Consider the following 20,234-nt stretch of genomic DNA (forward strand, 5'->3'; position numbering starts at 1 on the left):
CCCCTCTGGCTTGCCAGCCATCTCCCCCACAAGGAGGGAGATCGGATAGGCGCTCCCGCTCGTTTTTAACAATGAACCTGTGATTTCCGACACATACAGCGTCCTTTGTGCGTTTTATAAAACGCACAAAGGACGCTGTAACACTTTAAATATGCTGCATAATTTTCACCTTAAATCGATTAGGATTTAAGGAATTATGCAGTAGGACGTATGCTGTTGAGCAATAGGGCTGCTTTTGTCGATCTCCCTCCTTGTGGGGGAGATGCCCGGCAGGGCAGAGGGGGGTGAGCTATCCGGTAAAACCTATGCGTCGTGTACTGTGAAACCAAACCAGACAGGCTCTCGATTCCCCTGTTTTCGTTTGTCTGATCAGTAAAACCGGATTCCACTTTTCCATGACAAACTCTAGAGGTGAAATTCCACGATCTTTGGAATGCCCATGGCAACACGCCCGATCTGCCGCAGGCTCACCATCAGGTTTTGGGTCATTGCGCCAAAATCGGCGGCCTGCTGGGCTGCGGTGTAGAGATAGGCGGGCTCGGATAGGCGAACACTGCGCAGTGTGGTGACACCTTGCGCGTCCAATATCTCCAGCTGATAGGCCTCGGATTCTTCATCCAGCGGAACATCGGCAAGCGCCCAGTTATCGGCATTGATGCGCCCGCGCCGCACCCATGTCAGGGCAATATCACCGCTCACTGTCCGTTTCGCGCGCAGATGCACCGGCGATAGCGGCGTTTCGGCCCGCACCCCACCGGCAAAGGTGAGAGGCCCGCTGGGCGCAAGGCCGGTGCCTGCCGCTTCCGCCAGCCAGTTGAACGTCAGGCCGATTTCAGAGCTGCCAAGATCCAGTGGCGTCACCGCAGTGTTGAGCGCCACAATCTCGGCACCTGCACTGGCACCCGCCATCATCGCATCCTCTGTGCCAAACAGCCCGCGCAACAGGCCAGACAGAAGCCATCGGCCTGATGACACTTCGTCTGCACGCTCAAAGCCAATCACTTCCCAAACACCATTACTGGCCTTGAGGGCCAAACGGTTGTCACCGTTCAAAACCGCAAGCTTTGAGGCTGAGGAAAAGCTGCCACTCGCCAGCGTCACATCCAGCCGATTGCTGCGGTCAAACCGGCCGGAAACACCCGCCGCAAGCGGGCTGTTAAGGTGGCCCACGGTGGCAGGTCCCTGCACCACCGCACGGGTGGCATAGTTTTCGCGCTCGGCCGATGACGACAGCACAATCTTGCGCCATGGCTTGGCAAAGGCCGCCACGCGCGCAAAAGTGCCCACGTCACCGTCGCCATAGCGCGGCAAATCCATCAACTGTATCAAGGGTGCGAACACCTCCGCCCCGCGGTTGGACTGAATGTTGGCGGGAACTGCCACCGACGTCTGGACCGACACAGGAGCCGCGATTTCGCGCAATTCCAGCGATCGCCGGTCACTGTCGTCGATTCTGGTGATCAAGAAACGCCCCGGCGGTCCATTGGGCACATGCATGACATCGCCGGGCTGAAGCTGGAGATGGTTGGGGCTGAGGGCCAATGTCACACTGCGGCGCGACAGGCGATGATCGCGCAGACGGCTTTCCACCAGCGCCAGACCTTGCGCCTCTTCCATCACCGCCGGCAGACTGGTGGACAACAGCTTGGCGGATGCGCCCGGCACATGGCGCGAGCGGGCGCTGACCTCCTGATAATGATTGCCGGGATCAAAAAACGTCAGCACCGCCTGCCCGGCATAATCCGTGCGATCGCCCCTGCTTTCCACCCACAATGGTTCGCCATCCTGATCGATCAGCACGTCCACAGGCATGGCGACAAGGCTGGCCGCATGGCGTGAGCGAAACCTGATCCGCCCGCCATCTTCGATCACATCGATCAGATAGGTCTCAATCAGCGGCTCAATCAATTGCCGCGCGGACGATATATCGCCCTGCACATAACCCGAGAGATCGCCGGTCACGGCCGAGACATCATAATCGCGAAAGCCGCAATCGTCCAAAATGGCGGCAATCACCTCGGCAACGGTGCCAGCCCCCAGCCTGCCGTTCAGCCAGTGGCCGGTGCGCCAGTTACTGCCATCGGCAAACAGTTTGGTGTTATAGGGAAAGGCCGGAAAAGGCCTGCTATCCCAGGTCCAGACAAAGATATGATTGGCATCCACCATGCCAGCGGGTGCATTGCCGCTTTGCCAATAGCCGAGATGAGCGCTCAAAAACCGCCGCTGCATGGCATCCGAGCGCATGCCGGACGAGAAATAGGGCAAGGCATTTTCCGAGGATTTCGGATCGGGAAACACATTGGGCTGGTTTGCGGCCCGCTCAACGGCGGCACAGCCCAGTTCGGTAAACCAGATGGGCTTGGCGCGCGGCTGCCATGCCGTGGGTGTGGAAAGTTCTGCGCCATTCACCCGGTTATAATGGGCGTTTTCCCACCAGCCCTGAATATCCTTGTAGCGAAACACCCATGGCTTGCCCGCCAGCCCGTCTGAAATGACCGAGCGCCTGCGCAGCTTTCGATCAGCAAGGCTGGCATAATACCAATCATAGCCCTCGCCCGCCGTGATCTGGCGGCGCATACCGTCCAGATCATCGGCAATGGCAAAGCCATCGGGATTGGTGGCGGTAAAATCCGCATCATTCCAGTCGGAGAGTGGCATGTAATTGTCGATCCCCACCGCATCAATGGCACTGGAGGCCCACAGCGGATCGAGGTGAAAGAATACATCGCCCGAACCATCGTTCGGGTGGTGGCCAAAATATTCGCTCCAGTCAGCTCCATAGGTCAGCTTGGTGGCTGGGCCTAAGATGGCGCGTACATCAGCAGCCAGTTGCACCAGTGCCTCAACAAAGGGAAAACGGTTTCCCGCTGCGCGCAACGTGGTCAGCCCCACCAGTTCGGAGCCAATGATAAAACCATCCACTCCGCCTGCTGCTTTGGCCAACAGGGCATAATGCAACACTAGGCGGCGATAGCCGGTATCATTGCCATGATAGGTGACGCTGCCGGACACTGTAAAATCACTGGCCTGCGCATTGCCCATGAAAGACGCGACAATCGCGCTCATCTGCGCTGTTTTATCGGGCGTTCCAGGCCTGCCGGGTGCCGGAAAACAGGTGATGCGCCCCCGCCACGGATAGGCCGCCTGCTGGCTTGCGCCATAGGGATCCGGCAGGCCGTTGTTGGCTGCAACATCCATCATCAAAAACGGATAAAGACAGGTTTTGATGCCGCGTTTTTTCAGATCAACAATGGCTTCGACCACGCTTGCATCGTCCGGTGTGCCGCCATAGGCCGGGCCACCTTGATTTCGGCTGACCAGCCGCGCCGCATTTCTCGCTATGCCCGACACAGTCCAGCTTCGGCTTTCGCCATCGCGATAGCCAACTTCCACCCCCGGCACCACCGCGCAATGGTCGGCGCGCAGGTCTGTGCCAAACCAGCTGACCACCAGCGCCGCTGATGACAGATTGGGGCACAGCGCCTGCAATTCATTCAGCGAGGCTTCCCAATCGGTAGCGGCTATCAGCGTGTTGCGATTGATGGCGCGGGCCGCCCCGGCACTGGTGCTTTCTGTAATCGCTGTTGTCGCATAGCCATGCTCGGTGGCCCCCGGAATGATGGTGATGGCGCGGATCTGGCTTTCAAGATAGCCGCGCGGGCGCATCACCTCAAATTGCAGCACCGGAATACGATTGCCGTACGTGTCGAGCGGCAGCCGCTCAAACACCACATAGGCCACCCCGCGATAGGCCGGGGCATTGCTGCCCCCTTGCTTGGCGGCAATCAGCGGATCAATGCCCTGATTTTCCGTGCCGGGATAGAAGCGCATTTCCAACGCGCGAAGATCGATTTCCTCGCCATCGGCCCACACCCGGCGAAGGCCCGCCACCGGCCCCTCGCACAGCGCCAATGCAATATTGGCATAGTAATGATAGGTCTTGCTCTGGCTGCCGCTGGATTTGCTGCCCGAGCGCTCAGACGTCAGCGCTTCCTCAAAGCGCGTTGCCCAGATCAGGGATCCGCCAATGCGAGCGGTGCCATAGAGCCGGTTGAGGGCCGCACCTTCGCTGGCTCCACCAATGCGGGCAGTGGCAAGACGAGACCCCGTGACCGTCTTGCCACCCAGCAGCATGGTGTCCACCGCATTGCCAGCAAGCGCGCCAACCGCGCGGCCCAGCATGGTGCCAACCGGGCCGAAAAGACTGCCAACGGCAGCGCCTGCCGCCTGAAATACCACTGTGGCCATGTTTATCTCTCCGGAAAACGAAAACAGCCCGCAATGCGCCGCCGCCAGGCGGGCACCAGCGCGGAGCGGATCACCGCCGCCTGCTCATAGGCATGAATAAAATGCTGATCAGGGGCCAAAATACCCAGATGCTTGGCAGCAAAATGCGGCTGGAACCGAAACACCAGCAGATCGCCGGGCAAGGCTTCATTGACACTTTCAAGCGGAATAAAATGCCGCTGTGCCGCCTCCAGCAGCCGCTCCTGCCTCGACCGCTCGGCCCAATCGGGCGCATAAGCTGGCAGTTCCTCCGGCTCCTCGCCATACAATGCGCGCCATATGCCGCGCACCAGGCCCAGACAATCGCAACCCACCCCTTGCCTGGAGGCCTGATGCCGATAGGGCGTGCCAATCCAGCCTTCCGCGATGAGAAGGACGCGTGTGTTGATAGGGGCCATGAAACCTCGAAGATGGATGATTGTGGGAAATTTTGCGATGCGGGCAAAAGGTTAGCCTGCCATGATCCGAAGCGGAAAATTGTCGAATTAACCTTACATGTTAAATAGAAAATCGATATTCACCCGATGTACACAAGTGTTACTTGACCAGACATTTGAATTGATGGACAAACAATCTCACAACACAGAGCTGTGTTGCTATCAATTCAAGAACGCAGACATTCGCTGTCATCATATCCAAACAAGAAACAGGAGACGGTCGTGCTCAAAACGGCAATTCGGGCGATCCTCCCCGAACAGGTCTATGATACACTGCGGCGCGCAAAGCAGAATTTTATGACGCGCCGCTTTTCCAGCTATGTCAGCGAACACAATTACGGCGGCCACCGGCTGAAGGTGCTGATCGCCGATCCCATCGGGGCCGAATGGTACGACCATGATGAAAGTGCCATGCCCGAGATTGACGAGCTGAAGCGCTTTGAGCTGACGGGCAAGACCATTTTTGACCTCGGCGCGCATCAATGCGTCATCGCCATGCTTCTGGCCGAACTGACGGGAAAAACCGGCCAGGTGATTGCCGTGGAAGCAAACGCCCATAACCATAAAGTCTCCTTGCAAAACCTCGCCACCAACCAGTTTGACAATGTCACCTGTGTGCATGGTCTTGTGTCATCGGGTAAACTCGACATCGCCATTGATGGCGGCCTGAATGGCCGTGCGCGGCGTGCCGATAGCACAACACCAAAGCTGAAAGTGCTGACCATTGACGAAATGACACGACGCTACGGCGCGCCCGCTCTTGTGCTGCTCGACATTGAAGGTCATGAAATCGAGGCCCTGAGCGCCGCGACAGAAACACTGAAAGACCCGCATTGCCATTGGCTGGTAGAACTGCATGGCGATGCCGATCTGGCAGATTACGGCCACAAGAACAGCGATATTTTCAAATTCTTCCCCACCACGCTCTTCAAGCCGGTTATTCTCGATACCAAGGCGGGCCGTTTTGTGCCGTTCATGCCTGAGGATCTGCCGCATGAGCGCTGCCACATCGTTTTTGAACGCATCGCATGATGTGACAGACTGTCATTTTATGCGTGTTCATTTGCCTGAATCAGGAAAACCAGCTTCCACTTTTCCCTGACAAACTTTACTCAAACAAAACCGACCCATCATGCGTTACCTGCCCGCTGACATAGGAATAGGCAAAATCTGATCCCGGCATATGGGGAAAGCCGCGAAAATTGGCGGCGTTTGCGAACGTGTCGCGGCAGGTCGCAAAGCTTTTGTCGCAACCGATGCTGAGGGTCAGCCTGTCGCCCGCGGCCAGGCTGACATCCAGCGGTAGCCAAAGGCTCAAGATGGTGGTGCCAGCACTTGTGCGGCTGGTTTCGATGTCGGCGACAACGCCGTTTGCGGCACCGCTGACGACGTTAAGCCTGCCATAGCGAAAATAATCGTCGCGATAGCCCTCTATGCCTGAAACGGTGATGCGGTCGCCACTCTCCATCGCCACAACGGTTGCACTGGCGCGTCGGCCCGGCACATCCATGTTCACCCTGCAACGGGCATCGCCCAGACTGGCATCACAGCGGCGGCCAAAGGTGCGGCCCTGCTCCTGATTGAGCCGGGCGGTAAAACTGCGCAATTCCGCGGTAAACTGGCCCGTCTGGCGTTTGACCTCGCCGATTTCCTGCACTTTCAGCAGCAGATATTGGCTGGGGTCTTGCCAGTTGACCCGGTAAACTTCGACGCGCGCGCCATCATAGCGCCCCGCAATCAAATCCACTTCCGTGATCACATCAGAAGAAAAGGCCCCCGCCACCTCGGAGGATGGGGCGGCGAGGCCAGTTTCGGCTTCCGCATCACTGGCCGAAAAGCCGCTGGCGGCATGAAATTGCGTGCCCAGCAGGGTCAAATCCCGATCATGATCGGTAAAGCCCAACACCACCTGATCGGTGCGGATCACCCGCCAGCAGGTGCACAGGGTTGTGGCATCGGCGGCAAGGTGCTCCGCCAAAGGTGCCGGGATCGGTCTCATGATAAAATCTCCAACAGCGGAATGGAGGGAATGCGCCCGGCGTTAAAGGCTTCCAGATTGATCTCGATCCGGTCGGTGTCAAACCGCACCGGCACATCAAACTCAAAGCCCGCCCGGATCGTCGCACCGGATGCAGGAATATTTTCCTGATTGAATGTTACCACGCCGGTCGTCACATCACAGGCGAAGGCAGCGCTTGGCACGGCAACACCATTCACCGACAGTTTCACCGTGCCTGCCACGGGCTTGGTGATGGTGCGGCTCCAGCCAGCGGCCTCATCGCCGTAGGTTTTGCACAGTTGAAACTGCGCATTCACACCATTGCCGATGCCAAGGGCCTGATCAACAGCGGTGATGGCCCGGCTAGGCCGCGAGGAGGTAAAATCCAGCGGATCGCGAAAGCGAAATCCCTTAAGCTGACCACTGCGGGCTTCAAAAAACTCCAGCACCGTATAGAGGTCGCTCAGAGATTTGATACCAGAGCCCGCATCATAGCTGCGGCGCGAATTGGCCCAACGCTGGTTGCGCGCCTCGCGGCCATTGGACAGGTTGACAATATCGGTGCGCCGCACCGGCCCGCCGCTGGTGGACAGCGACACGCGCAGCGGAAAGCGCACCTCGTGAAAGGCTGCGGTCATGACACCTCCTTATAGGTTCCGTTGCCCGCTTCTAACCGTGCGGGCCAGCATGGCCGAAATCTGGCCCTGGCTTTTCTTGAAACTCGCGGCGTCCTGCGCCGTGACATTGAAATTCACCTGCGTCGCACCCCCGCCGCCTTGGGTGGCCACGCCCAGTGATCCGTCGGCTCCGCGCTTTAACGGTAAAATCGCCTCGCTGCCCGCCTCACCCATCAGCCCGGTCTTGCCGCCATTCATGCCAAAATAGGTGGGGCTGGACACAATGCCGCCATTGGCAAAAGGCGTCACCGACCCCGGCACACCGCCCTTTTCAAAGGCAAACAGCGAGCTGATGCCAGAGGACAGACTGGCGGTGGCGCTTGACGCCAGCGATGACAGCGCCGATTGCAAGGGCTGCAAGCCCGATGACAGCGAGATATTGGCAAGCTGCGTGCCGAGTGATTTCAGCGTGCTCTCCAGCCCATCACCACCCGTTGTGGCACTTTTCAGGGCGCTGGTCAGGGCCGAGCCAAAGCTTTTTGAGCGGCTTTCCAGATCATCCAGCACTTTGGTGGCGCTGGAAGCATCAAGATTGAGCGAAAGAGACAGGTTTTCATCATCAGCCATCGAGGCCTCCTGATTGATCGGGATAAAGCGCCATCAAGGCGTTCAAATCATCGCGCCCAATTTGTACGGCGGTGGGGCGAAACGCGCCGCTCATGGCGGCAAATTCACGCGGCGTCAGCGCCCAGAAGTGTTTGGGGTCCAGCCGCAGCACACAAAGGCCCACATGCATCACCATCTCCCACGGAAAGGCAGAGGGTTCCGACAGAGTGGCTTTGCCTGCTGCGGCGTTCAAGAGTTTACCGGGGCGGCCTCCTGTGCAGACCCGAATGTGACCAGCAGCAGCGAGCGCACCACATCAATGCTGGCCGCAAGACCGCCTTCCAGACACATGTCGCCGACATCCTCATCGGAGCATTGATTGCCACCGCCACGAAGGGCTGCGGCCAGAATGCGGATCAGGTCGCGGCTGGAAAGCTTGCCCCTTGAAAACCGATTGGCCAGATCGGCCAGACTGTCAGCCGCAAAGGCCGTTTCCAGTTCCGCCAAAGCCCCAAGCGTGAGGCATAGAATGCGGCGCTCGCCGTCAATCACCGCTTCCACTTCGCCACGGCGGCGGTTGGCGCGGGCAACGGACGTTCCGGTCATCATGCGCCCCCTCATGCCAAAACCTCAAAGCTGATTTCACCGGCCGATTCCAGCGCGATGTCGAATTTCAACTCGCCGTCATGCTCGCCGGAATAATCCAGCGCCGTGACCTGAAACAGCCCAGACACCACCCCAAACCCCGGAATCACCACTTGCCAGCTCAAAATCGAACCGGAAAAAAACGCGGCCCGTACCAGTTCATCCGACGCCTGATCCTTGAACAGTCCAGCCCCCGATAAAGACGCCCGCTTGGCTCCAGCCCCTGCCAGCAACTCGCGCCAACGCCCGGCGCTCTCCGTGTCGGTGACATCCACCGTCTGGGTGTTGAACGCCAGCTTGCGCGAGCGCAATCCCGCGACGGTTTGATAACTCGCGCCATTTGCAATCTTCAACAGAAGATCCTTACCCCTTTGGGCAACCATGATGATGCTCCTTTTGATCGATGATGTTTGAAACTGCCCTGTGGGCAAACAGGATGTGGGCGCGCATTCAGCCAAGCACAGCGCGAAACTGCACCTCTGCCAGATAAAGTGCGGTCTTGGCCTCGCGGCGGCTGACCGTTTTGACATGCAGGATCGACACCAGCGTGGCACCATCCAAGGTCAAAGCCGCATCGTGCAAAAGATCGCGCAGCAGATCGGCCAGGGTTTCCACCTCGCGGCGACTGGTGGATGACCACACTTGGAGTGTGACAAAACATTCCAGCAAGCCATCGCCATCGGTGGACAGATCCTTGCTCTCCATATCACCCACCATCACATAGGGCTCTGCCGAGAACAGCAGGCGACGATCCTTGATACCGTCACGCCCGACCATGCCGAGCACCGTGGCATTGGCCAGCAAAGTGCTGGTCATGGCGCGCAGCAGGCTATTGATCGGGCTGGTCATGCCGACGCTCCTCATTTTGGTTTTCCTGCGCGCGCTTGCTCAAGGCGCGCTTGGCCGCATCTTCAGCCAGACGCCGCAAGGTGGCGGCCAGATCGGCACCGGTGAGAGAAAAACCCATGCTCATGCCAAATCCTCCGTGCAATCCAGCAGCAAAAACCGCCCGCTTTCATCCGGATCATGCCAGCCTTGCAGGGTGAAAATCCGTGTGCCACTCAAAAGCCGCCAACCTCTCGCCAGATCTGCGCGATAGCCAATGGTGATCGCATGGGTGACCGTGGCAACCTCGGCCACGCCCTGATCCTTTCGATTGACGGATTGCGGCTCGACTTTCGCCCAGACCTTGGCCACGTCCTGCCAGTTGCGCGCAACACCGCCCTGACCGTCGCTGACATCGAGCGGCTTTTGCAAGCTGAGGCGCGCGCGCATCTGGCCCGGATCGAGCATGGTAAACGCGGCCATTACAAGCTCCTGCGGCAGAAGGGAGCAATCAGCCGCTCATAGCCAAGCGGCAGTGCGGCGGGCTGATCGGCAGGAGCCACAACACCGCGATAGGCGTACATGGCCGCCACATGCAGGCTTAATGCCCGGCGCAAGGTATCGGGAACATTGGTGGCCGCATCGCCAAAGCCCGCGGTAAAATCAATCTCGATACCGTTGATCGGCCGTCCGGGCAGTGGCGGATTGCGCAGCCAAAGTCGCGCAGGCCGCGCCTGCCCGTCCAGCAGATGATCTTGAAGCGATGCCTGAACAGGCGCGCCGTTTTCATCATAAACTGTCACCGCATCAATGGTTTGCACCGGACCCTTGGCGATTTGAATCACCTCGCTATTGGGCCAGTCATCAAGGTAAAGCCGCAATTTCTGCGTCATCAGGCAAAGCCCTGTTTCGGCTTCCAGATGCAGGCGCGCGGTGGTGATGAGAGCGGTGAGAAGGTCGTCTTCGTCATTGGTGTCTATTTTGAGCTGGGCTTTGATATCGGCAAGCGTCAGCGGCTCAACTGTGGGCGGCGTGAGGATAGTGGTGGTCATGGTTTTGGTTTCCTGGAGGGCGTTGAATCAAGATCACCCCCTCTGCCCTGCCGGGCATCTCCCCCACAGGTGGGGAGATCAGATGGACGCACCCGCTCGCTCTCTTAAGAAGCGCATCGTGCATCGTGAAATAGGAGGTCGGATTTGAGGGCCAGCCTCGAGTCAATCTCCCCCCATGTGGGGGAGATGTCCGGCAGGACAGAGGGGGGGATTCCACGGCAGTCCGTTAGCGACTACCGAACAAAATTAATTGGCCGCAAACTTGATCAGCTTGATCGCCTCAAAATTCTGCACGCCGCCGCCCACGCGTTTGGTGGTGTAAAACAGCACATAAGGCTTGGCGGAGTAAGGGTCGCGCAGCACCCGCACGCCTGTGCGATCCACCACCAGATAGCCCGCCTTGAAATCGCCAAAGGCGATGGAAAAGGCATTAGTGGCAATGTCTGGCATGTCCTCGGCTTCAGCAATGGGAAAGCCCATCAGCGATGCCTGAAGGCCGGGGCCGGCTGGCGGCAGCCAGAGATAATTGCCATCCGCATCCTTGAATTTGCGGATTTCGCCTTGGGTTTTGCGGTTCATCACAAAGGTGCCATTCTGGCGATGCCCGGCCTTGAGTGCATAGACCGTATCGAGCAACACATCAGATGGACCGGCGCTGGCAAAGGCACCCGCCGCACCCGTGGCCTTATAGCCAAGGCTGCCCCAGGCCCAGGCGTTATCGGCAACCGTGTTATAGGCCAAAAAGCCCTTCGGCTTGTTGGTGCCATCGCCCAGCACAAAGGCGGTGCCCTCCTGCTCGGCAAAGGCAATGTCCACCTCACCGGCAATCCACGCTTCCACATCCACCGCCGCATCATCCAGCAGCGATTGCGTGGCGGCGGGCATGGCGTAAAGCTCCATGGTGGGGAAGGACAGCTCGGTCAGCTGCGGCGTATCGGTCTGCGGGCGGGCTGCCGTGTCTGCCACCCAGCCAGACGCCATGCCAGCAGGCGCAAACGGCTTTTTCAGCACCGCTCCCGACACCTGCCGCACAGTGGCAAGGCCGCGAATGGGCGAGATGGAGGCAAGGCGGCGGCCAATCTCGCCGTCGATTTCATCCGGCACCAGATAGCCACCATCGCTGGAGGTGGCCATAGCCTTGGCCTCCAAATCGCGAAGCGCCGCCTCATCACCACGGCGGATATAGGCATCAAAGGCCGCCTTGCGCTCGGATGTTTCAAGGCTGATTGCGCCACCTCGTCCCAGAGATGGGCGCAGCTTTTTCAGCGCCAGTTGATCAATGACGCGAGCCTGTTCATCCATGGCCTTGTTGATGCGCTCCACCTTGTCACGGGTGATGACATCGGCGGTCAGTTTTTGCTCAATCTCGCCCAGACGCTGATCATTGGCCTGTTTGAATTCGCTGAACGCCTCCATGAACTCGTCAAAGGCGGCGGTCATGGTTTCCGGGATTGCCTTGATCTCAGGGGCAGAATTTTCATGTGTGGTCATAGACTTATCCTCTGTTGAAGCTGGAAATTGCCATTGCCTTCGCTGCCCGGCGCATCGCCCGCAGCAGCTCAGTTTCCTTGTCGCGGTAAAACCGCTGGTTTTTAACGTTGGACACTCGCGCTGACGGGGCCATGGGAAAGGTGACCACCGAGATTTCCCAGAGGTCAGCTTCCAGAATGCGGCGAATGCCGGTCTTGCCCTCTTGTCGTGATTTCACGGTTTGAAAGCCGATGGACAGGCCATCGAGTGCGCCGCTTTTCATCAACGCCCGCACCTCTTCGGCGCGCTTGACGCCGGGCGACAGGCGGCCCTCGACGTAGAGGCCGCGGGCGTCTTCTTTCAACGTGGTCCACACGCCAATCGGCTGGCTGGGATCGTGCTGATAGAGCATACGAATGCCCGCCGCCCCCCGTGTTGTCAGCGAATTGTGAAAGGCCCCCGGCTCGATCATGTCGCGGCCCAGATCAACCTCGCCAAACACGCTGGCATAGCCGCTGAATGTGCCGTCACCGCCCATGTCGGCCAGTGTCAGATCTGCAAATTTGCGCACAAGCCGTCCCGGCCCGCGGTAAGCGTGCATGACATTCTCCTTAAGATGTAAAATGATTAGAGGCTCGTTTTGGAGCCGTATTTGCCCGCAAGCCGTGCCAGCGCACCCAGCACCCACCAGGCCATCAGGCTGGCCATGGTGGCCCCGGCCAAAATGATCTCCGCACCAGACAGGCGCTCGACAACATCCAGCTGGCGGGCCAGCCATTGGCCCGTCGGCGCTGCAAAAATCAGCCCGAAGGCAAGGCCGGTGAAAAACCGGCTGGCCGCCTCGCGGCGCGAGTGCGGCAAAAGATAAATCAGCGAGATGGCAGCCCCCGCCACCGCCCCGCAAAGACGCGCCCCCCACAAGGGCGCGTCGGGGGTGAAGTCACTCATTTTATTAACCTTTTCTCGTTATGATTGATAAATATGCAACTTGCAATTCCTCTGAAATGCCCGGAATGTGAATCAAATGAATCCCTTGAAAGCGAATGCTCACAGGGTGATTCAACAGGTTGATGTTTTGGGTGAAGGACTTGAGAGATTGAGTCAGGTGATGCTGGGATGTGTTTGGCATTTATAGATGCCGCTTACCCCCTCTGGCTGCCGCCATCTCCCCCACAGGTGGGGAGAGCCTATCTCGACACGTTTTCACTTTTTTCATGACCCTCTGCGGAGATCACACGTTTGATATGCAGGAAGCATCCGCGGCATATCTTCTCCCCCCTTGTGGGGGAGATGGCGGCAGCCAGAGGGGGTATTTTGCGCTCCGTCCTCAATAACAGCCCTACCCCACCCCATAACCCACAGCCTGCCGCTTCTCGTCATCGCTGAGAAAGCCCGCCGCCCCAACTCGCGCCCACAGCGCATCGCGCTCAGAGGCCAACCCCTCGACCTGATCGAGATCGGGTTTCAGTTCCAGGACATCGCCAAACGCCTCCGACAAAAAGCCCGACAGACTGGCCGCCGTGCGGCGCAAAAGCGGCAAAACCGTCAACCGGTAAAAGGCCCGATTGGCCTCCTGATAATTGGCAAAGGTATTATCACCGGGAATGCCCAGCAGCATCGGCGGCACGCCAAGCGAGAGGGCAATATCCCGCGCCGCCCCGTTTCTCGCATCGACAAAATCCATATCGCGCGGCGTCAGGCTCATGGCTTTCCAATCCAGCCCGCCCTCCAGCAACATCGGGCGGCCCGCTTGCATGGGACCAGAATAGCCCTGCTCCAGCTCTTCTTTCAGCCGCTCATATTGCTCTGGCGGCAGGTTGCCACCTTCTTTGGGCTGATAGACCAGAGCACCGGAAGGACGAGCCGAATTGTCCAAAAGCGCCTTGTTCCAGCTGGCCGCTGCATTGTGCAAATCCAGCGCCGCGTGCGCCGAGGCCAGCGGCGCATAGCCGATATTGTCGTCGAGCGGGTGAAACAGCCGAAAATGCAACAGCGGCAATGGCTCACCGTCAGCGGGGATGCGCTGCGCGGCACCGTTTGTGCGATAATCATAGGCAACAGGCCAGCCATCTGGTCCTTCCACCACGCTCACCCGGTCTGGCCGCAGCAGATGCAGTTCCATCAACCGCCCACCCAGCCAAAGGGGCCGCAGGTAAGCATTGCCCGACAGCAAAAGATGGCCATAGAGCGTTTCCAGAAAATCCACCCCGGTTGCGCGGGCATTGGGCTTGGCCAATAGGGAAAGCGCCGGATGGGTGCTCAACTCCCGTTCGCCATCATAGGCCAGAAGCGGCACGGCGGCCGCCGCTTCCGACACCAGCCGCACCGCCCGATGCGCCACCGGATTGCCCATAAACCCACCCCGCGACAGCGCCGCATAAGACCGCCCCATGCCGGAGCCAGCAACGCCCGACATAAGCATGGCCAGGCTGCCGCGCGACGGCTTGATGCTTTTGCTCTGCGGACGCGAAGCATCGGCCCGCCTGATGCCTGAAAAAGCACGAGGCAGACGAAAAGAAGACAGCATGATGTTCTCCTGAGAATGATAGGTCTTTAGGCCGTTCGAACAGGCCAATGGCTTACAGTCTGTCCAAGAATTGCTGTTACGCTTGCAAGGCCGCCAAAATCACCTCGGCATGGCCAGCCACCACGTCAGCGCGGTCCAGCCCGTTAACGATGCGGCGGGCATTGCGCCAATCGGCGCGCTCGCCTTGAAAATAATCGCCAAGCTTGCGACCCGAAAACAGGCCATCGCGCATGCCCACCACCAGAATATCGGCGGATATCTCAAGCTCCATGGCCCGCGCCGGATCTGTAATGAGGTCCACCCCCAGCGCATCGCTCATGACCTGATAATTGCGCTTGAACGTCAGTTGCACGAAGCCACGCCCAAGCCAGCTACGCCCGTCTGCGTCTTTGCGCCAATAGGGCACCTTCACCTGCGGCAAACGTCCGGCCTCAAAGGCACGGTCCAGCCGCGCAATGGCCTGATCATCGCTTGCCGCCAAGGTTTCGCGCACCGGCGTTAATCGCCCCGCCGTTTCATGAAAAGCCGTAGCCAGCCCATAGGCCAATTGTCGTTTGTCATCGGTTTTGCCCAGCCTGTTCCAGCTGGCAACAATGGCGTTGATGCCATCAACCTGCACCTGAGTGAGCCTGCCGCCAAAAAGCTGTTGGCGAAGGTGGTTAAAAAATTCCTGTTTTAATGGCACATTCATAAACACATCTTTCCACATCAAGACGACGGCCCGACCGTCATAAAAGTGAGATAGACCCGAAAAAAACTTTTAATTTAAATCGGTTAAACAAAATTCAATCGTTTAAGGAAGCTGAAGCCGATATTTACAAAAGTTTAAGCCTGTGGAACTTATCGGCCCGACGCCAGTTATAGGCAGCACAGCAACCTTGCCATGATGGCAATGATGACAGGAGACGTGAGATGGACGCCAAGAGCAGCACCCAGATCAACAATGTGATCGCCAATGCCAACAAGACCATTCCGACCCATATCGTTGAGCGCCTCGAATCCGAATGGCGGCAGATGCGCCAGACGGCCTCTCAGCCGGTGCAGGCGTCTAAGTAAGCCGGAGCATGTCCAGCAAAAGCGTATCGCGGTTTTGCGTTCGGACATGCGTCATCATTAAAGTGTGCGAATGCGCGGCTCGCCGGTGCCCTCCAAAAGCAAGGCCGTCAGTGCCCACACCAAGGCATCCAGCCGGTCAGGTGAGCGGCCACTGGAAAGGCCTTCAGGGCCAAAATCGCACATTTGATCTTCCAACTCGCTCATGCGGGCCGCGTGTAAAACGCGGCCCTGCTCATACAAAGCCGCCACCGGCTCGGCGCGCAAAAACTTGCCGCGTGTGGCCCGCACCATGCGAATGGGCAGGTTGGCATCGACGCTTTTCAACAGCGCCCCCACCATTTCGCCGCCCTGATTGACCTCGGCCACAATGCGATCGGCTTCAAACCGTCGATAGGCACGAACCACGGCTTGCGCCCAACCCGCCGGGCTTTCACCCGTCACCGAGCAATCGGCCAGCACCACCGCACGCCCCACCCGGTCCAACCCAGCCACCACAATGCCGCAAACCGAGTGCGCGCCTGCACCGGACGGCGGATCAACCCCGACGACAATCCGCCCCAATGGTTCTTTTTGCCGCACGGTCAGCGCCTCCAGTTGATCGCGCCGCCAAAGCGCATCTTCGCGATCCTCAATCAGCTCACCATCCAGCTCTTGCCGCCCCAACCGCGTGCCGCCATAGCGCGCCTGCAAGGCCTCGATAAAACCGGGGGCCAGATTACCGGCATTGCCAAAGGTGGACAGCTTCGACAATCGCGTGCCGGGATCATTCAAAAGCCGCTTTAAAATCGGCACCGGCCGCGGCGTGGTGGTGATCACCTGCCGGATATCATCGCCCAATCGGAGCGCAAATTGCAGCATGTCATAGGTTTCTTCGGCATGTTTCCATTTGGCAATCTCATCGCACCAGGCATAGTGAAATTGCGGCCCGCGCAGGCTTTCCGGGTCTTCCGAGGAAAACATCTGGGCAATGGCCCCATTAGGCCACACCAGCCTGCGTCGGGAAATCTCCACCTCTGGCCGCCTGAAGCGGGCAATGCGGGCAATGCCGGAAAGCCCATCCACCATCACCTCACGGGCATCGCCAAGGGTTTCCGCCACCAGCGCAATGCGCAGATCAGATTTCTCACCGCGGGAGGCAATGGCATGAATCCACTCCGCCCCGGCCCGCGTTTTGCCAGAGCCGCGCCCGCCCATCAGCAGCCAATTGCGCCACGCCCCTTCAGGTGGGGCCTGTAACGGATGGCGCAGCAGCGCCCAGCTTTGCGCTAACCGCCGCAGCGTAGCCAGCTCCATGGCATTAAAAACATCCATAACCGCCGCCGGGGCATGAGCTGCATTCTCGATCGCCTCGGGCCGCACACCGATGTGCTGCGCAAGATCGGCCCCGACATCACGTATCGCCAGCACCGTCTGCCGCAGATTTTCAATCTCGCTGCGCAAGCCCTGCAAGCTTGCGCCACCCTCTCGCAGATTTGCCAAAAGGGCCGAGGGAGCTGTGCCCGCCTTCAGTTTTTTTCGTTTTCCGCTCACACCATCCCCCTTCGCTCATCATGCAATGCCGATCACGAGGGAGGCGGATCGCAGCCCACTGTTAAGGGGGTGCGCTTCCACTCTGCCAACAACATTTGCGCTTTGGCCTCTGCCTGCTGATCCACCAGTGCCAGCAAACGGGCCTGCGCATGTTCCAATGTTTCCTGGTCGCCCTCTGCCCGCTCCTCCTCAGCGTCGCGGTCACGCATCAACTGGCGCTGAAGCACATCAACTTTCTCCAAGGTGCGCACAATCACCGACATGGCATCGGACGCCGCCTTCAAATCGGCCCGCGCCAGCTTGGCGGCGGCATCATCATCGCCGCGCATCAAGGCTTCCGCCCCCTCGCGCAGCAGCCGAAACTGCTCAAACTGCGCGCGCATCTCCTGTGTGAGGTCGTTCAAAAGCGCTGCAAATTGAGTGTTCAAGCGGGCCAGATCAGCAGATTTGATTTCCAGCCCATTAAGCGCACCGCGCAAAGCCGGTGTCGGCCAAAGGCCAAACAGCGAAAGATCCACCGGGTTCATGCCCAAATCTCCTGAAGGAAGACATAAAAAAAGGCCCACAGAGTGGACCTTTCAGAACTGTCATTGTGTTGGCCATCTGCTGCAAACTTGCCGTTTGCCGCAGTTTTCCGACTGTATAGAAACCCTATCAAACCACCGTCACGCCGTCAAGGACTTTTTTCCTAATTATATACTTGACGTACCGAAAAAGAAAATGGATGAGTCGAACCGGCAGGCCGGCAATGAAAAGACTGAGGAACTTGAGGTCACGCCTGAGATGATTGAGGCTGGATTGGATGAACTTGTCCCTAAAATTTACAGCCTTCAATCGATCACTGTTGGTGAGCCTGAAGACTTAGTACGCGGTATCTATCTTCGCGTGAGGGAAGTGTTTGATCGCGAGCGCCTTTATCTTGGAGGCTAGGCTTTCAAAGTCGTCGGCTAGCTTTTTTAGGCGCTCTTCTGTGAACTCATATTTTGGGTTGTTAAGGCGACCTTTGATTTTCGCGGTCACATCAACAATGCTGTTTGAATAAAAGGTGGAGAAAGAACCATCGCTTTCAAACCGCATAAGAATTATAGAATGAACGATAGCGTTCCGGATGAGGGAGAATTCTTTCAGGTCCTTGTAAATCGGCTTCCATTCATTTTTAAGAGTGTCATCTTCAAACGCGATGGCGGCGCATCGGTCCAAAAGCATGATTTTTGCGTCGAAACTTTGTATGTTGTGCCAACTGGCAGATATCATAGCCTTTTGAGCGCCATACATGAACCCGAGATAAAGCTGGAAGCTGAACAGTTCTACGCTGGTCCATTCAGTGAGCGCCAACCCGAAGGCTTCATGAATTGAGCGGAAATGCTCTTTGGTGGGGTCATCCATGCCAGATACCGATAAAAAGCCAGACCAAGAAAAGGGCGATGAGGTCTTGAGGCGCATGCTTAAGATGCCGCCAGAACCTAAAACCCCTCCCAAGCAGAAGCCTGGGAAGGAAAAGAACGAGGGCAAGAGTTGAGCTTCATTCAACGCGAGATCGACCGTATCAATTCCGCCATAGTCGCCAACCCGCCAGAGCGTGAAGTGCTTTATGCCGCTCAGCAAGCGCTTGCATGGGCGCTGGAGCCGAGCGGCATAAACTCGCCTTACGAGATGATTATGGGCACTCAGGAAGACTCAAGAGATTGTTTGGTTCGTCCCCATCCGCTTCCGTCTTCAAATACTTATTCCCATACTTGCTGATTGCGACTTTGATCCACGCACGGTCGCCTGTTGACCTTTCGACATAGAAGCTCCATTCGCCGCGTTCGATCTTATTGATAGCGTCCTCTAATGTGATCTTCCATTGAGAAGTCACATACCCCCCGACATGAGTGATGGCGTGGTACGGATCAACTCTGGGGTTTTTATTGATGCACTTTATTTGGGCTGTATTAGCCATCTATACGTTCCTTGTATGTACCCAAGGAACGGCTTGACGAGTCTTCCGGGAGGAATCAAAGTCTGAGATGTCTTCATGCCTAGCCGTCCCGTGGTTAGGTTTGAGTTGGGGTGCAGGTTGTAGTGGGCCTGCACCCTGCAATCTCAGCGTATATTCTGATTCGTTCAAGAACCGCGAAGGCGTTCACCACACTTATCCCGTGGTGATTTGCGTCGTTTTGAAAGAATTTTTCGCGCCTTCTGCTTAGGCGTGACCGGCTTCACCAATCCACCGATAGGTCAAACGCTTGTGGCGAGCCTGACGAAGCAAGTCTTCGGCGCGTTCAGCATCTGGGATTTTCAGTGCGGAGCGGCGGTTACCCTCAAGGTGTTCGCGGGCCTTTTCCGCGTCCTGATAGATTTCGTGGGTGAGGTCGAACATTGACGTAATCCTTTGTTGATTTCGTTATATGAAATCGAATTTGGTACGCCAAGTATATAATTCGGACTTTTTTCCTATAAAGGAATATTTCCTCATTCAGCCGCGCCGCCAAACTGTTCCCACGCTCCCATGGCGTCGGCCGCATACATGGCAGAAGGCCCGCCCCCCATGTAAATCGCCGTTCCCAAAGTCTCGACAAATTCCGCCCGCGTGGCTCCCAGCTTGATCAGGGCTTCGGTGTGAAAGCCAATGCAGCCATCGCAACGGGTGGCAATGGCAATGCCGAGCGCCACCAACTCCTTGGTCTTTTTATCCAGCGCACCCGGCTTGGATGCTCCTTGCGCCAAAGCCGAAAAGCCCTGCATCACATCAGGAATATCTTTGCGTAATGTGCGCAAATGGCCGCTGATGCGGCGGGTGGTATCGGGATAGGATTTGCTCATGTTTCAGGCCTCCACAGACAGGTTCGTGTGCACACTGAAATATATAAGAAACGCTATGAAATCGAATGCAAGCGAAACAACCGCCTTGCGACAAAATGGATCAGGCGGATTTGATAAGCGTCAAGAGTAGAGCCAGATCAACGGCTTACGGCGTCTACCCGCGCCTCGAACCAGAGCGCTCGACGCAAAAAGAAAGGCCCCTCCCCACCCTCCCCACCCTCCCCACAAGGGCAGGCGAATCGCATATGGAACTGCATGTTTGGCGCGATATTGTTGTTGCCAGCAGCCCACTTTTGGATTCTTGAGATGATCCACCCGTTATGGAGAGGATCACGGATTGGAACGGTTTATCGAGTGTTTTGGGGATATAGAGGATCC

The 20,234-nt window shown here is 57.8% G+C and carries 25 protein-coding genes; 2 read left to right on the forward strand and 23 right to left on the reverse strand.

Annotation, left to right across the window (positions count from 1 at the left end; translation table 11 throughout):
* Positions 1–405: 405 nt before the first annotated feature.
* Together E6C51_RS07115 and E6C51_RS07120 are read right to left on the reverse strand one after the other, a co-directional pair.
* Positions 406–4,248, reverse strand: coding sequence for a baseplate multidomain protein megatron (locus E6C51_RS07115; RefSeq protein ID WP_190235451.1), 3,843 nt, complete (start codon positions 4,246–4,248; stop codon positions 406–408).
* Between the two features lie 2 nt (positions 4,249–4,250).
* Complete coding sequence (locus E6C51_RS07120) at positions 4,251–4,685, reverse strand: NlpC/P60 family protein (RefSeq protein ID WP_190235452.1); 435 nt, start codon at positions 4,683–4,685, stop codon at positions 4,251–4,253.
* Between the two features lie 261 nt (positions 4,686–4,946).
* On the opposite strand from E6C51_RS07120, the gene E6C51_RS07125 reads away from it, so the two are divergent.
* Positions 4,947–5,756, forward strand: coding sequence for an FkbM family methyltransferase (locus E6C51_RS07125; RefSeq protein WP_146936955.1), 810 nt, complete (start codon positions 4,947–4,949; stop codon positions 5,754–5,756).
* Positions 5,757–5,832: 76 nt separating this feature from the next.
* On the opposite strand, the gene E6C51_RS07130 is transcribed toward E6C51_RS07125, so the two are convergent.
* The 15 genes from E6C51_RS07130 to E6C51_RS07200 all read right to left on the reverse strand — a co-directional run bounded on the left by E6C51_RS07130 (position 5,833) and on the right by E6C51_RS07200 (position 15,156).
* Positions 5,833–6,723: a DUF2163 domain-containing protein gene (locus tag E6C51_RS07130; protein ID WP_190235453.1), complete on the reverse strand. Its 891-nt coding sequence runs from the start codon at positions 6,721–6,723 to the stop codon at positions 5,833–5,835.
* Positions 6,720–7,361 carry a DUF2460 domain-containing protein gene (locus E6C51_RS07135; protein ID WP_190235454.1) on the reverse strand — a complete coding sequence of 214 codons (642 nt, stop codon included), beginning with the start codon at positions 7,359–7,361 and terminating at the stop codon, positions 6,720–6,722. The genes E6C51_RS07130 and E6C51_RS07135 overlap by 4 nt, the downstream gene beginning before the upstream one ends.
* 9 nt (positions 7,362–7,370) lie before the next feature.
* Positions 7,371–7,967, reverse strand: a complete 597-nt coding sequence (locus tag E6C51_RS07140; protein WP_190235455.1) for a phage tail tape measure protein — start codon at positions 7,965–7,967, stop codon at positions 7,371–7,373.
* Positions 7,960–8,199 (reverse strand): rcc01693 family protein, encoded by a 240-nt coding sequence (locus E6C51_RS07145; protein WP_190235456.1) that lies wholly within the window; start codon positions 8,197–8,199, stop codon positions 7,960–7,962. The genes E6C51_RS07140 and E6C51_RS07145 overlap by 8 nt, the downstream gene beginning before the upstream one ends.
* Entirely contained in the window at positions 8,196–8,555 is a 360-nt protein-coding gene (locus E6C51_RS07150; RefSeq protein ID WP_407920773.1) for a gene transfer agent family protein, read from the reverse strand. The genes E6C51_RS07145 and E6C51_RS07150 overlap by 4 nt, the downstream gene beginning before the upstream one ends.
* Before the next feature lie 8 nt (positions 8,556–8,563).
* Positions 8,564–8,974 carry a phage major tail protein, TP901-1 family gene (locus tag E6C51_RS07155; RefSeq protein ID WP_146936967.1) on the reverse strand — a complete coding sequence of 137 codons (411 nt, stop codon included), beginning with the start codon at positions 8,972–8,974 and terminating at the stop codon, positions 8,564–8,566.
* 67 nt (positions 8,975–9,041) lie between these two features.
* The gene (locus E6C51_RS07160) at positions 9,042–9,440 is read right to left on the reverse strand and encodes a DUF3168 domain-containing protein (RefSeq protein ID WP_190235457.1); all 399 of its coding nucleotides are present in this window, start codon (positions 9,438–9,440) and stop codon (positions 9,042–9,044) included.
* Entirely contained in the window at positions 9,421–9,564 is a 144-nt protein-coding gene (locus E6C51_RS07165) for a hypothetical protein (RefSeq protein ID WP_190235458.1), read from the reverse strand. Before E6C51_RS07165 ends, E6C51_RS07160 begins: the two co-directional genes overlap by 20 nt.
* Positions 9,561–9,899, reverse strand: coding sequence for a phage head closure protein (locus tag E6C51_RS07170; RefSeq protein WP_230987083.1), 339 nt, complete (start codon positions 9,897–9,899; stop codon positions 9,561–9,563). The genes E6C51_RS07165 and E6C51_RS07170 overlap by 4 nt, the downstream gene beginning before the upstream one ends.
* Entirely contained in the window at positions 9,899–10,468 is a 570-nt protein-coding gene (locus tag E6C51_RS07175; RefSeq protein ID WP_190235459.1) for a head-tail connector protein, read from the reverse strand. Before E6C51_RS07175 ends, E6C51_RS07170 begins: the two co-directional genes overlap by 1 nt.
* Before the next feature lie 246 nt (positions 10,469–10,714).
* Positions 10,715–11,959, reverse strand: coding sequence for a phage major capsid protein (locus E6C51_RS07180; protein ID WP_190235460.1), 1,245 nt, complete (start codon positions 11,957–11,959; stop codon positions 10,715–10,717).
* A 4-nt stretch (positions 11,960–11,963) separates the two neighbouring features.
* Complete coding sequence (locus tag E6C51_RS07185; RefSeq protein WP_146936975.1) at positions 11,964–12,539, reverse strand: HK97 family phage prohead protease; 576 nt, start codon at positions 12,537–12,539, stop codon at positions 11,964–11,966.
* A gap of 26 nt (positions 12,540–12,565) precedes the next feature.
* Entirely contained in the window at positions 12,566–12,886 is a 321-nt protein-coding gene (locus E6C51_RS07190; protein WP_146936977.1) for a DUF6107 family protein, read from the reverse strand.
* Between the two features lie 391 nt (positions 12,887–13,277).
* Positions 13,278–14,465, reverse strand: a complete 1,188-nt coding sequence (locus E6C51_RS07195) for a phage portal protein (RefSeq protein ID WP_190235461.1) — start codon at positions 14,463–14,465, stop codon at positions 13,278–13,280.
* A gap of 76 nt (positions 14,466–14,541) precedes the next feature.
* The gene (locus tag E6C51_RS07200) at positions 14,542–15,156 is read right to left on the reverse strand and encodes a hypothetical protein (RefSeq protein WP_146936981.1); all 615 of its coding nucleotides are present in this window, start codon (positions 15,154–15,156) and stop codon (positions 14,542–14,544) included.
* A 221-nt stretch (positions 15,157–15,377) separates the two neighbouring features.
* On the opposite strand from E6C51_RS07200, the gene E6C51_RS07205 reads away from it, so the two are divergent.
* On the forward strand, positions 15,378–15,521 hold the full coding sequence (locus tag E6C51_RS07205; RefSeq protein ID WP_186827820.1) for a hypothetical protein: 144 nt from the start codon (positions 15,378–15,380) through the stop codon (positions 15,519–15,521).
* Positions 15,522–15,578: 57 nt separating this feature from the next.
* Here the strand turns inward: E6C51_RS07205 and E6C51_RS07210 are convergent, their stop codons facing one another.
* The 6 genes from E6C51_RS07210 to E6C51_RS07235 form a co-directional block, all read right to left on the reverse strand.
* Entirely contained in the window at positions 15,579–16,814 is a 1,236-nt protein-coding gene (locus tag E6C51_RS07210; protein ID WP_230987099.1) for a DNA-packaging protein, read from the reverse strand.
* 269 nt (positions 16,815–17,083) lie between these two features.
* The gene (locus tag E6C51_RS07215) at positions 17,084–17,578 is read right to left on the reverse strand and encodes a hypothetical protein (protein WP_190235462.1); all 495 of its coding nucleotides are present in this window, start codon (positions 17,576–17,578) and stop codon (positions 17,084–17,086) included.
* Between the two features lie 334 nt (positions 17,579–17,912).
* Positions 17,913–18,656, reverse strand: a complete 744-nt coding sequence (locus tag E6C51_RS07220; RefSeq protein WP_190235463.1) for a hypothetical protein — start codon at positions 18,654–18,656, stop codon at positions 17,913–17,915.
* Positions 18,657–18,708: 52 nt separating this feature from the next.
* Positions 18,709–18,993, reverse strand: coding sequence for a DUF3892 domain-containing protein (locus E6C51_RS07225; RefSeq protein ID WP_190235464.1), 285 nt, complete (start codon positions 18,991–18,993; stop codon positions 18,709–18,711).
* Positions 18,994–19,236: 243 nt separating this feature from the next.
* A complete protein-coding gene (locus tag E6C51_RS20270) occupies positions 19,237–19,413 on the reverse strand; it encodes a hypothetical protein (protein WP_407920774.1) in 177 nt (58 codons plus the stop codon).
* 92 nt (positions 19,414–19,505) lie between these two features.
* On the reverse strand, positions 19,506–19,856 hold the full coding sequence (locus E6C51_RS07235; RefSeq protein ID WP_146936985.1) for a carboxymuconolactone decarboxylase family protein: 351 nt from the start codon (positions 19,854–19,856) through the stop codon (positions 19,506–19,508).
* Between the last annotated feature and the right edge of the window lie 378 nt (positions 19,857–20,234).

Origin of the sequence: Gillisella terrae (assembly GCF_004801395.1) — a bacterium.
GTDB lineage: Bacteria > Pseudomonadota > Alphaproteobacteria > Rhizobiales > Rhizobiaceae > Allorhizobium > Allorhizobium terrae.